This is a genomic window from Vibrio sp. Isolate25, assembly GCF_022398025.1.
Classification (GTDB): Bacteria; Pseudomonadota; Gammaproteobacteria; order Enterobacterales; family Vibrionaceae; genus Vibrio; species Vibrio coralliilyticus_A.
The window spans coordinates 1108215-1120833 of sequence record NZ_JAKEUT010000001.1; the positions used below are offsets into that span (position 1 = coordinate 1108215).

The following is a 12619-nucleotide window of genomic DNA, read 5'->3' on the forward strand; positions in this document are numbered from 1 at the left end:
GCCCATTGTTATTGTTGCTACAGGATTTCAGCCAAAGTCAGCTTGGCAGTATCATCGAAGCGCCATGTCGCGTGACCAACTCGGTCGTTAGGACCAATACCGACAACACGCATTCCCGCTTCTTTTGCCGCGTCTACACCTGCTTCTGCATCTTCAACCACGATGCACTCGTCAGCGTTTACACCAACTTGGCCCGCCGCGTGGATGAACACGTCCGGCGCTGGTTTAGAGCGCTGCACTGACCAGCCGTCACCAATCGCATCAAACAGTGGCGTTAGGCCAAGGCGGTGAAGAATAGGACGAGCATTCTTACTTGCTGACGCCAACGCGACTTTGATGCCACGTGCATTTAACTCAAGTAGAAATTGCTCAATACCTGGTAGAACGTCTTTTGCAGAAATCGTATTCAGCAGATCCACGTAATAATCGTTCTTGCGCTTCATCAACTCTGCAAACTTCTCTTCGCTGATCTCTTTCCCGTTCAGGATGATGTTCAGAGACGCCTGACGAGATACACCACGCAGCTGTTCGTTGATTTCGCGGTCGAAGTAGTAACCTTCCTCGTTCGCCATACGTTGCCACGCTTGGTAGTGCAGTTCTGCGGTATCTGTAATGACGCCATCTAGGTCAAAAATGAATGCCTTACACATTGAAAATCACCTCTGTTGAATCGATAACACGTGGCTCGCCTGCAACTTCGATGTTTAGCGCTTGGCCGTTGAACTCAGGACGTTCAATACGAACTTGCTCTTGATCTACCGTTACTTCCAAACGCTCACCTTTCCAGTAGATTGGGAAGTTCAGGCTGTCCCACTCTTTTGGAAGGTTAGGGTTAATACGAAGGTTGCCACCTAGCATACGTACGCCACCGAAACCGTAAACCACACACTGCCACATGCCGCCGATAGACGCCGCATGAATACCGTGATCCGAGCTCTTCATGTTCTGGCCGATATCGATAGATGCTGCCTGTTGGAACAAATCGTAAGACAGTTCTGGGTTACCCACATCTGACGCCAATACCGAGTGAGTAGACAAGCTTAGCGATGAGTCGTGTAGCGTCTTCGGCTCGTAGTAGCTCCAGTTCGCTAGCTTAGTTTCAAGGTCGAACTTATCTTCTTGCTGAAGGAACAGCACCATGATGTCCGCCTGCTTAGAAACTTGCATCTCGTTAACCTGCTCTAGGTTGTAGTCTTGGAACAGACCACCAACGAATGGCTGCTCTTTGTACTTAGTCAGGTCAATGATTTCTTTCTGCAAGTAAGTGTCATCCTGTGGGATAACCTTATCTTCTGCACGTGGCTGTGGCAGGTAGATGTTGTCTACGCGCTCTAGCCACATCTTGCGAGCTTCAATTAGGTTTAGCTTGTCAGAAAGCTTAGCCAGTAACTCTGGATTAGACGTTTCTAGATCTTCGTAGTAACGAATCGCCAGCTTGATGTTCTCTACTGCCATGTAGTTAGTGAACGCATTATTGTCGATGTGCTCTTTGTACTCATCAGGACCGATAACATTGCAGATACCCCACATCTCTCGATCTTCTAGCCACTCTAGACGGCTAGTCCAGAACGTTGCTGTGTCGAACATGATCTCGTAGCCCATGTCGTCCATGAACTTCTGGTCACCTGTGATTTGGTAGTACTGCCACAATGCGTAAGTGATGTCACATGTGATGTGCTGCTCGATAAAGCCAGACCAGATCTTAGTCGACTTACCTGTAATGATATCTACCGCGCCCCATACTGGCGTTACTTCTTCACCTGTTAGCGCTGATTCCCATGGGAACTGTGCACCTAGGTAACCGTTGTCTGCTGCTTTCTTACGTGCGCCACCTAGCGTGCGGAAGCGGTACTCTAGTAGGCTGCGAGCCACTTCTGGCATTGTGTAGATGAAGAACGGAAGCATGAAGACTTCTGTATCCCAGAACGAGTGGCCTTTGTAGCCTTCGCCAGACAGACCTTTCGCACCGATACCGAAACGAGAATCGTGCATTGGCGTGAAGATGTTCAGTTGGTACTGCGCAAAACGAATCGCCAGTTGGTCAAAGTCATTACCACCGATGGTGATGTTCATGCCTGCCCAACGCTTGTCCCACTCTGCTGCACTCTCTTCTAAAAGCTCATCAAAGCTGCGGTCTGCATTGTTTTTAAGGTTAGTCAACGCATGGTCACGCAAAGCCTGAAGTTCGTATCCTTCAACGTCGAACTGCTTATCGCGAGACGTATGCACCACACCAACTTTCTCTGTACCGAACGTTTCGCCCGCTTTCAGATCGTGGTGGATGTTTAGCCATACTTTACGGCGGTCCATTTGCAGACCTGGGTCAATCTCAATTTCCTGACCATCCACAAGGTAGCGGTGAGATGTTAGGAATACAAAGTCTACTTTGCTTTCTGTGGTGTGCTGCAGAAGCTCGATAAAACGCTTGTCGTAAATACGCTTTTCACCTTCGTGGAAGTGCTGTGCGCCTGAGTTAGAAAGCTGCGCGTCCACACCAGAGCGGATTTCGATTTTCGCATCGCTGTTTAAAGCTTTAACTTGAACGTCGAATGCCATTAGATGAAGGTTTGCTTGCGAGAAGAAACGGCGGAAGCGCATCTCGAAGCTCTTGCCTTCTGTGTTTGTCCAAGTGAATTCACGGATGAGTTCACCGTTTTTCACGTTCAGACGACGAGAGTAGTTGCTTACCTCGCCTGTTTCTAGGTGAAAACGACGGCCATCAATGAAGATTTCAATCGCACTCATGTCTGCAGAGTTTGGCAGCTCGGTCACTTCGTCTGCGTCAAACTTGTTGTAAGTACCCGCAACAAAAAGGTTGCGAACCTGTCCCACGTATTTTTCTTCCGTTGCACTACGCGCGCCCATGTAGCCATTTCCTTGGCTCATTACTACTTCACATTTACCTTGGAAAGCTGAGTCAAAAGCCGTCTCTTCAACGATCCAGTTTTTTAGTTCGCCTTGACCAGCGTTGTAGTTCATAAACATCTTAAATATCCCCGAAATTTAACCTTTAACAGCGGAAGAAATATCGTTACCCACGAAGTAACGTTGGAAAACCATAAATACAATCAGTACTGGGATTGTTGACAGGAAAGCCCCCGCCAAGATCAGGTTCCAGTCACCTGCTACGCCATAGGCGTTACGTAAACTCAATAGGCCAACAGGAAGCGTGAATGCATCAGCTGGGCTGTTGATCACCACCAGAGGCCAGAAGAAGTCGTTCCATGCCCCTTGGAATCCAAGGATGGTCACCGACAAGATGGCTGGCTTCGCCAGTGGCATAAATACCTTCCAAAGAATCACAGCAGGGCTTGCGCCATCTACGATTGCCGCTTCTTCCAGTTCTTTCGGAATGTTCTCGAAGAACTGTTTCATGATCAGGACCTGACCCGAAGCAACGACCGCCGTAATGACCGCCCATGGCGTATTCAATAAGCCGATATCTTTATAAATTAGGTAGTTAGAGATGAAGGTTACTTGTCCCGGAATCATCATGCTGAACAACATGAAAGCAAACACAGCACGGGCACCAGTGAACTTCAATCGAGCTAAGGCATAACCAGCAGTACATGCAAAGAACAAGGTCAGAATTACCTTACCAATCGCAATGAAGAACGAGTTGATGGTCCAGCTCATGAACAGGCTCTTACCGGTCTCTAAACTGACTGACTCGGTGTACACGCGAACGTAAGACTTAAACACGTAACCAATCACACCCGGTGCTGCGTTATCCCATGCCGCTACACGGCCACGACGTTCCATCTTGCTTGGCGCTAGCGTGCTATCAATCAGCACTTGGCCGCGCGGCGCTTCTACGGTTAGTGGTAGCGTTGCAATCTCAGGACCTTGACCTTGATACTTGATGGAAAATGCCCACGTTTGGCTGTGGCCTTGCTTAGTAAGTTCACGGCGACCACGCTTTTCTACAAACGTCACGTTGTCGTTAGTGTCTACCAACACTGGCTCGCTGACTTGTGCATAATCGGCAGCAAAGTCGGTCACGATAGCCGCAGCCATACCTGTACCAGGGCGACGACGTGGCACTTCAATTTCAGGTATTTTCAGTTCCTTGCCGTCTTCCACCGCGTAAGTCACGGTGAAGTTCACTTCTGCTCCCGGAGCGAAACCACCGAACATTGGCGCATCGTTACCTTCCTTACCGAGCTGGTAAGCTGCGCCCCAGTTGCTTGGTTGAACCTGAGCAAAGTTGAACTTAAATGGTTGCTCCAACGGGTCATCTTTCAGACTCGCCAAGAACGCCACCACGAAGGTCCCTAACATCACTGTAGCCACGAGTAGTAAGGCACTGTAAACCCAAGCAACTTTCGCCCAGCGACGACGCGCTTGAAACTTTGAAATCTCTTCCATAGATGCCATAGGTTTTGCATCCTCATGGTTGATTGCTGACATTTGGTTAGCCATCTGCTTTCTCCTTCACTCCAAAGATTTTCTGCAGATAAACCACTGCCAGCGTGATAAACGCCAATACCAATGCCGCTGCGCTTGCCATACCAATTTGCGGAGTGCCACCTGGTGGGAACGCATTGTGATATACGTAGTACGCCAGAGTAATGCGAGACTCCAATGGTGCTGCTGAGCCAAGCAGTGCCACTTGGTCAAACATCTGCAACGTACCAATGATTGAGAAAGTCACGACAACAAATGTCACTGGTGCAAGCTGAGGAATCGTAATGTTCCAGTGCTGCTGCCATTTGTTTGCACCATCAATATGAGCCGCTTCATAAAGCTCACCCGGAATGCCTTGTAAACCGGCTAAGAACAACAACATGAAAGTTGGAATCGTGGTGTAAATGTTCTGAATGACAATTGCCCACAGAGTCAAAGGCATTGGACCGACGTTATCACGAGTGTTGAGCCAGTTGACCTCAACCACGTCTTTCGTCACTTCAATCCAACCCACTGCACTCGCCACAAAAGTCGCTACGCCCGCAATGATGAAGGAAAGTATCGCCCATGCTGGATCAAACCAACCGACAGGCAGACCTTTCATCCGGTCTTTCGTCACCAAAACAAACTGAGTCACAATGGCCACAAGCGCAAAGCAGCTCAGGTGCGGGTAGTGATTGACAACATCCGTCACAAAGCCATTTAAGTAACCGTTCTTTTGGTAGAACCAAATGAAGATCAAGGTGACAGCGGCACTCGACAAAATACTCGGTAAGTAAAATGCCGTTCTAAAGAAGCTTTTGGCACGAATTTTTGAATTGACTAAAATTGCTAAGCCGAGTGCTAAAACAGTTTGCACACACGTTACAATCAGAGAAAACCAAACAGTGTTAGCCAAAGAAAGTAAAAACAGATCATCGGTCAGCAGTGCTTTGAAGTTTGCCAGACCGACCCAGATTGCATCGCTGAACAAGTCGTACTCAGTAAAACTGAAGTAAACCGTTCTAACCAACGCGTAAAGAAAGAACACCACCAAAGTCAGTACAAATGGCCCAGCAAGGAGCCATCCATAAACTTGTTGGCGTAAACGTAAAGAGTTCATCACTCGCCCCGTTACTTCGCTGTCAGTGCATCGTATTTCGCTTGTGCCATTTTGATCGCTTCTTTTTGCGTCATCTGACCAAGCAACACTGAATTCAATGCTTCGTTAATCGGAGTCATCCATGCCGTGCCGTAATTTCCAAATGCGAATGGCTCTACATTTCCTTCAAGAGCACCATCAAACACTTGTTTTGCAAGTTCATTTTCTGCTTTCTGCTGCGCGAAGAACTCTGATTTACCAAGAGCTTCACGACTTGGCAGAGCAAGGCCTGAATCCAATACCCACTCCTGCGCTTTCTGGCTCGTCAAAATTTCTACCGCTTTTTGCGTTGCTTCGACGTTCTTACCATCTGCGTTAACGCCCCAAGCGACAGTGAACAATAAGTTGCCGCGTTCACCACTCACTGGATCTTTTGGCATCAAGGTCGTGCCGTAAGGCAGGTTCGGTGCCTTATCGCGTAAGTAGCCACTGATCCAGTTACCTTCTAACGCAATAGCCGTTTCTTCGGTACCGAAGCAACCACCACCCCAACCCTGACCAAGGTCCGTTGCCAGAATGCCCACTTTGTCTTCTGTTACTAATCCAGTGTAGAAGTTAAATGCACGTTCGAAGTTTTCATCCAGAATGGTTTTGCCTTCTTCATTGAATGGCTTCCAACCAGTTGAGAGTGCAAAAGGCGCAAAACGGGCATAATCAGGCATGACACAAATGCCTGATACCTCATCCGCTAAAGCATCTTTCACATCAAGAAGTTTTTTACGTAAGTCTTCCCATGAATCTTTATTCGTTGGATAAGCAACTTCCGCATCATCAAAGATGTCTTTGTTGTATTGCAGTGCAATGGTGTTGAAATCTTTAGCGACGCCGTACTGCTTACCTTCGAGAGTAAACGCGGAGTTTAGGCTTGGAATAATGTTAGTACTGACTTTGTCCAGTTGTGGCGCATTAACAGCAACCTTACCCGAGCCAACTAACGCGTTGGCCATTACAACATCGATGTAGAAAGCATCTGGCGCGGTTCCTGCGGAAAGAGAGTTAGTGATGAACTGAGAGAAATCACCTTCCACAGCTTGATACTTAACAGTAAGCCCTGCTTTCTTAAAATCTTCGGTCAGAACTTCGTTCACTAACTTGTTCAGAACCACAACATCGTTACCACCCCATCCGGCGATGGTCACTTCTGTATTTGCGACTACTTTTGCAGAAAGGCCAGCAGCAAGTAGGGATACTGCTAATATTGTTTTTTTCATCGTGCCCTCAAATCTTGTTTCTTTAAATCTGAGAGTATTATGCGCATTTTACGTAAGCGCTTACGTTAAGTTGATCACATTACGCTTTCATGACGTTTAAGAATAAAAAAAGCATGACTTAAGTCATGCTTTTTGAGTATTCTGTTAATTATTTGATCTATTTTTACGTCGTTTTACCCAATTTTAAGCCTACAGGAACGATAGAACCTACAGGTTGCTCTCGCAAAATCGCTTGTTCTAGCATGCTCGCTACGCGTTCAGCAATTTTATCCGTATCTTGAACAACGGTTGTCAGCTCCTTCGATATCCCCGGTAACCCGTCGTAACCAACTACGGAAAAATCTTCAGGAATCGAGTAACCACGGTCTTTTAATGCCGCAATCACGCCCAAAGCGGTTTCATCACACTCACATACAAAACCTTGATAGCCTTCAAGCTGTTTACGTTCCATTTGCGTAAAGAAGCGATACGCCGCGATTTCTCCCAACGGTTCTGCACCAGTCCGTAGCTCTCTGACAGGTAAAGCGTTGCTTGCCATGACGGACATGTAACCTTGATGTCTAAACTGATAACCATCGCCATAAGTGGTTGGTGTGACGAAGCAAATATCGGTCAGACCTTTATCTACAAGGTGTTGTGTAGCTTCTCGACCACCATTGAAGTCATCAGGTGCAACCCAAAACGAACCTTCACTCATCCCAATACAAACGAAGGGTAATTCCATTTTCTTACACACTTCAATTCTCGGATCGTCATTGGTGATACCAAGGAGCACCGCTCCGCCAATCTGTTCAAGCTCCACTTCACCAAAGCTGACTGGTAATAGATTCCGACCTGAATTACGAATAGCTGCCGACAATGATGGCCAAAGCATTCCAAGGTAACGAGACGCGTAAAAGTCATGTGGTCCCAGAGAAATAGCAATTGTATTCTTGTGGCTACCGGTAAGTTCTCGCGCCGAGGTACTAGGGACGTAACCCAACTCTTTACATATCTCGAGTATTTTCTTTCTCGTTTTCTCGCTGATTCCGGGTTTGTTATTCAAGGCTCTACTAACAGAAGCTATTGATACACCAGCGATTTTCGCCGCTTCATGTATCGTAGCTTTCTTGAGCTCTGCATCTGTTTTTGGTGCACTCACGGCGCTCTCCCACCATAAAACGTAAACTTTACGTTCATTATCTTCGCGCAAGAGAAAATTTCAAGCTTAATTTACGTAAAGAAACTTGCCGGCAAATAAATGGTCGACAACAAGTTTGTAATGAAGGATGAATAAACTCATCAAGGCGTTGCTAGCGGGACAATCAAGTGTTGACAACAAAAGTAAGATTAGTTGTAAATGTTATATTTTGCTTCACTTAAAAAAGTGTGAACCATAAATATATGAATTATAAAACAAATCCACCAAAATCATTCATTAAACCACCCAATAAAAAATCTATTTAGCGTCGTTACTTGTGGTTATTACTATTTAAGTAAAACGTTAACACTCTGCACTTATTCTCAGGTTCATCTTTTACTGAGGATACAAGGCTATGCAATTACCTACACCTTTGACTTCACTGTTCAATAAACGATCTTTGGTTACCCTATCACTCATGGGTATCCTTGTTGGCTGTGATGAAGACGTTATTGTTGAACAAGAAACTCGTGATCTCGACATTCCCCCACGAGCAACCAACTTCAACCTGACGATTGGTATGGATTTCGATAACCCACCCACCGGCTCGAAAGTAGACCCTCAAAATGTGGGGAAAAAATCCCCTGTTAATATTGAGGAACTAGGATCTCTACCAAGTGTCACTTCCTTCGATGGTTCATTGGCTAAGTCATTTACAGAGCTCAACAGCCTTCGCTTTTCCGATTTGAGAGCATCAGAACATAGAACCGTCAGCTTTTGGTTCAAACTCGAAGAAGACCAGCCGGAACAAGAAGTCTTATCTCTAATGAACGGTTCTCATGGCGAAGCAAGAAGTCGAGAGCCGGTTTTGTTACTGAATACTCAAAACGACACATTAGAGTTATGGCGCAAATACGAAGGCACGCAAATTCCAGATACCCAGCTCCCCACCCAACTTCTTTCCGGCGTTAAAGTGCCTCGTGGGGAGTGGGTTCATATCACGATGGCGAGTAATCAAAACTCAACCCACCTTTACCTCAATGGGAACCGCGTCGCAACAGGTGCACCAATTGCACTCGCATCGATGCATCTCGCTTTCGGAGCGAGCCCGGGCTATGACAGTCACTTGGAAGACATACCTTCTGCTAATATGGCGATGGATAACATCCGCGTGTATTCGCAAAGTATGGGGGCACGATATATCAACGCTCTCTATCACTATGATTTAGGCGAAAGACACACATTACCGACTAACAACCCCGTTCCGTCAACGGGAACGACTGGAGTAACCACGACAGATACTCGCCTGCAGTGGTCACATCCTGACGAGTTTAAAGCCGAGCAAGACATGACCTATACTGTGTTGATTTCTGATCGTTCAGACTTCTCAAATGTGCTTTATCAAAAGACAACAACTGACAAAGAAATCCAGACGAGTGGTTTGTTACCAGATACCCAGTACTTCTGGCGTGTTGACGTTGAGTCATCTTCCAGCACAATCACCGGAGACACTTGGCAATTCACCACGGAAGCTGCGCATCAGAATCCAGATGAGCTCACAACTATGGCATACAACATATGGCATGCCGGCTCTGCGCCAGACCCTCTGCGTAGCCAAGAATATGTTTATGAGCAAATCATCCACTCCGGTGCCGATGTTATTTTTATGCAAGAAGCCTATGGCTATCAGGAGGCACTGGCTAACCGTCTAGGGTTTGAATATCGAACATCCGCTTCAGATGGTAATCTGGCCATTTTCAGTCGCTACCCGATAGAGAAAGAGTTAGGCGATTGTACTAGTCACATTTGTGGCGTGAGAATTGATATGGGTAATGGTAAACAAGTAGACACTTATTCTATCTGGCTAACATCAAGTGATGACATCGTCAATTTACTCCCAGATCCTTCATATACAAACGAAGAGCTCATCTCCAAAGACGATGCAGCCAGAGCACAGCCACTCAACAATATTCTGACCCAAATAGAAGCTGACTCTGAACCGACTATTCCTGTCATTATTGGTGGTGACTTTAATACCTTGTCCTATGTCGATACCACTGAAGAAACCAATATCTTTGGTCGCGGTAATATCGACTTGCCGACCTTGAGAGTCGCGGATAGTCACAACTACGTTGACAGTTATCGCCAAATTAACCCAGATGTACTGAATAAGAAATGCATTACTTGGACGCCTTTCTTCAAAGGGAATTCAGGCGCAGGAAGGATCGATTTTATTCTGTATAAGGGAGAGGGCTTGAACGCTGAAGAAAGTTACTGCCTCCTAGATGATGGTCACAGCGAGATGCACCCATCGGATCATGGCGCTGTTGTCACCCAATTTTCTATTGATTAAGGCCAGCTATCCCAAATGGAAGCTGGCTTCAATGCCAGCTTTCACTTGGACAGGTAATTGAAGCACAACCTGAACGTCTTCACTAGTCAGAGACTAATGCGTCCCACCAATCATAGAGGTACAAAGCTAGATAAATGGGTACCAAGGCCCAAAGTAATGGATCATCGTATATGTTTTCCGTAGTACCAATTGCCGTTACAGCTAACATCATCAACTCCGAAATGCCGATGAAAAGCAATGCTTTAGTTATATGAGCAAGAAAACGATGCGCTTTCTGCTGGATATTGGTTTTCTGATATGTGGCTTCGAATACCCCCACAATAGCCGCTGCCATCAACAACCCCACTACCGCCAAAATGGAAGCTTGATTGCTTTTATCCATGTCTTGCATTGCTTCAAACGTCATCTCAAACAACATAGGCACAGCAAACATTAAGATTAATGCTTGTTTAACAGCTACTTCGGCCAAAAATATCGGGGATTTCAACACTCTACTCCTTCATACTAAAACGCGTGCTCTTTCCAGCACGGCATGGTGGTTTATTCATCAATACTGTAGACGATTTGACCGTTTAGCATCGTCATCCAAATATCGGTCTGTTTGATTTTCTCCGCAGATAATTTGGTAATATCGCGCGACAAAATGGCAAAATCTGCGGCCTTCCCCACTTCAATTGACCCTGTCACATCATCGATACCTAAGCTCACTGCTGCATTGATGGTATAAGCGTCTATGGCATCTTCAACACTGGGCAGGCCTGTTTTTCCCATGATAAGGCTATTGCCAATCCCTACAAGCGGGTTGATATCATGCACATTCCAGTCACTGCTTAAGGAGACGTTAGCACCTGTATCGAAAATGGCTTTCAAGTTCATCAATGCACGGGCTCTCTTAGCGCCAAGAAATGCCTCCGCCCACTGATGATCGTGATACGCCACATAATTAGAACCCACTTGGAAATCAGCAGTTACATCCAGCTCAGAAAAACGTTCAATGTCTTTCGAGTTCACCAACTCGACATGGGTCAAGGTGTAATTTTTGTTGCTGCCTTGCTGACGAATGGTTTGAATAGCATTCAGTGATTCTCGAATCGCACCATCACCAATCGCGTGAATGTGAGCACCATAGCCAATCTTATCCAGTGCTTTAAGCCAGTCAGCCATCACCTGGGGTGGAATGTAGTTTATGCCGTAGGGCTCGTCAGGAATATAAGTATCCAGATAAGGATCAAGCGTCTTGGCTGATCCATTAACCAGAATGCCATCACTGTACATTTTAACCTGATCCACCAGTAGAAGCCGAGATTTATCTGTGGTCAGTACCTTGGATAAAAAAGCGAGTTGCGACTGCATTGAGTCCGTCGGGTAAATCCAAGGCCTCAGGGAAATACGTGCCGTCAGGTCACCCCGCTTTTCGGCTTCCTTCCATACTTCGTACCAGCCACGTTTCCAGTAAAGTCGCCCATCACCTATGGTGGTGATTCCATGTCTTCGGGCCTCATCCAAGCCTGCCATCATACCTTCATAGCTTTGATCAAACTGCTCTTCAAGGCTGTTCCAAGCTATTTCCATCACAATATCACCGGCGTTATCAAGCAGGATGCCATTGAGCTCACCTGTGCCTTCATCTTTCAGGATCTTACCTCCCTGTGGCTCTGGTGAATGCTTATTGATTCCTGCGATGCTCAAGGCGACGGAATTGACCCACATCGAGTGGGATGTTTGCTCCATAATAATCACAGGTTGATCTGGGAAAACCGAATCAATCACCTCTAGTGGTGTACGTTTATTCTCTTCTGCCAGCAAAGCTTCTATAGAAAAACCATAGCCCATGACCCACTCGCCTCGACGAGCATCTTTACGACACGCTTTGAGGTAAGAAATTTGCGCTTCAAGGCCTGCATCCATGCCCAGCTCACACTGGCCTCCCGCTTCTGAAGCCGCCTCAAACACATGGTTATGGTTGTCGATAAATCCTGGTACAACAAAGCCGCCGTCCAAATCTATGGTTTCAGTCGCTGAGCTCTGTAAACTATTCATGTCTTCTTGCGAGCCGACATAGAGAATTTTCCCATTGGCGATAGCAATCGAGTCTGCTGAGGGGTAACCGTAAATACTCGCATTGGTTAACACCCTATCTGCAGAGCTGGCTACGCAAACACGAGCAGTCATAGTTAAACTCGCAACTAGTATCAGAGTGACAACACATTTCATTAGTTTGGATTCCTTGTTATTCATCCCTCACGCACCACAGTATAGGGCTAGACTCACTTTACAGCCTAACAAGTCATTGGAATGTGTGAAGAATGGTCATTTCATTATCCGATTTAACAAAAGCCGTGCCTTCGTGCCAACTTGTGCTGCAAGAAATACAATCAGATATGCTC

General features: G+C 46.4%; 9 protein-coding genes. 1 reads left to right on the forward strand and 8 read right to left on the reverse strand.

Annotation, left to right across the window (positions count from 1 at the left end):
• Nucleotides 1-17: 17 nt before the first annotated feature.
• From pgmB to L1D15_RS04880, 6 genes are all read right to left on the reverse strand, one after another.
• Nucleotides 18-650 carry a beta-phosphoglucomutase gene (pgmB, locus tag L1D15_RS04855; RefSeq protein WP_006961324.1) on the reverse strand — a complete coding sequence of 211 codons (633 nt, stop codon included), beginning with the start codon at nucleotides 648-650 and terminating at the stop codon, nucleotides 18-20.
• Nucleotides 643-2985 carry a glycosyl hydrolase family 65 protein gene (locus L1D15_RS04860; RefSeq protein WP_239864452.1) on the reverse strand — a complete coding sequence of 781 codons (2343 nt, stop codon included), beginning with the start codon at nucleotides 2983-2985 and terminating at the stop codon, nucleotides 643-645. The genes pgmB and L1D15_RS04860 overlap by 8 nt, the downstream gene beginning before the upstream one ends.
• Nucleotides 2986-3003: 18 nt before the next feature.
• Nucleotides 3004-4422 carry a carbohydrate ABC transporter permease gene (locus L1D15_RS04865; protein WP_043010050.1) on the reverse strand — a complete coding sequence of 473 codons (1419 nt, stop codon included), beginning with the start codon at nucleotides 4420-4422 and terminating at the stop codon, nucleotides 3004-3006.
• Complete coding sequence (locus tag L1D15_RS04870) at nucleotides 4415-5509, reverse strand: sugar ABC transporter permease (RefSeq protein ID WP_006961327.1); 1095 nt, start codon at nucleotides 5507-5509, stop codon at nucleotides 4415-4417. Before L1D15_RS04870 ends, L1D15_RS04865 begins: the two co-directional genes overlap by 8 nt.
• 11 nt (nucleotides 5510-5520) lie before the next feature.
• On the reverse strand, nucleotides 5521-6759 hold the full coding sequence (locus tag L1D15_RS04875; RefSeq protein ID WP_006961328.1) for an extracellular solute-binding protein: 1239 nt from the start codon (nucleotides 6757-6759) through the stop codon (nucleotides 5521-5523).
• Between the two features lie 163 nt (nucleotides 6760-6922).
• Nucleotides 6923-7900, reverse strand: coding sequence for a LacI family DNA-binding transcriptional regulator (locus L1D15_RS04880; protein ID WP_239874845.1), 978 nt, complete (start codon nucleotides 7898-7900; stop codon nucleotides 6923-6925).
• 394 nt (nucleotides 7901-8294) lie between these two features.
• On the opposite strand from L1D15_RS04880, the gene L1D15_RS04885 reads away from it, so the two are divergent.
• Nucleotides 8295-10232 (forward strand): endonuclease/exonuclease/phosphatase family protein, encoded by a 1938-nt coding sequence (locus tag L1D15_RS04885; protein WP_239874846.1) that lies wholly within the window; start codon nucleotides 8295-8297, stop codon nucleotides 10230-10232.
• Nucleotides 10233-10314: 82 nt separating this feature from the next.
• Here L1D15_RS04885 and L1D15_RS04890 read toward each other — a convergent pair whose 3' ends face one another.
• The gene (locus tag L1D15_RS04890) at nucleotides 10315-10719 is read right to left on the reverse strand and encodes a hypothetical protein (RefSeq protein WP_239836065.1); all 405 of its coding nucleotides are present in this window, start codon (nucleotides 10717-10719) and stop codon (nucleotides 10315-10317) included.
• Nucleotides 10720-10772: 53 nt separating this feature from the next.
• Nucleotides 10773-12446: an amidohydrolase gene (locus L1D15_RS04895; RefSeq protein ID WP_239874847.1), complete on the reverse strand. Its 1674-nt coding sequence runs from the start codon at nucleotides 12444-12446 to the stop codon at nucleotides 10773-10775.
• Nucleotides 12447-12619 lie beyond the last annotated feature (173 nt).

Excerpts from the sequence above, each read along its gene's own strand:
- L1D15_RS04895 (WP_239874847.1), bottom strand. The coding sequence starts at position 12,446 with ATGAAATGTGTTGTCACTCTGATACTAGTTGCGAGTTTAACTATGACT.
- L1D15_RS04865 (WP_043010050.1), bottom strand. The coding sequence starts at position 4,422 with ATGGCTAACCAAATGTCAGCAATCAACCATGAGGATGCAAAACCTATG.
- L1D15_RS04870 (WP_006961327.1), bottom strand. The coding sequence starts at position 5,509 with ATGAACTCTTTACGTTTACGCCAACAAGTTTATGGATGGCTCCTTGCT.
- pgmB (WP_006961324.1), bottom strand. The coding sequence starts at position 650 with ATGTGTAAGGCATTCATTTTTGACCTAGATGGCGTCATTACAGATACC.
- L1D15_RS04885 (WP_239874846.1), top strand. The coding sequence starts at position 8,295 with ATGCAATTACCTACACCTTTGACTTCACTGTTCAATAAACGATCTTTG.
- L1D15_RS04860 (WP_239864452.1), bottom strand. The coding sequence starts at position 2,985 with ATGTTTATGAACTACAACGCTGGTCAAGGCGAACTAAAAAACTGGATC.
- L1D15_RS04875 (WP_006961328.1), bottom strand. The coding sequence starts at position 6,759 with ATGAAAAAAACAATATTAGCAGTATCCCTACTTGCTGCTGGCCTTTCT.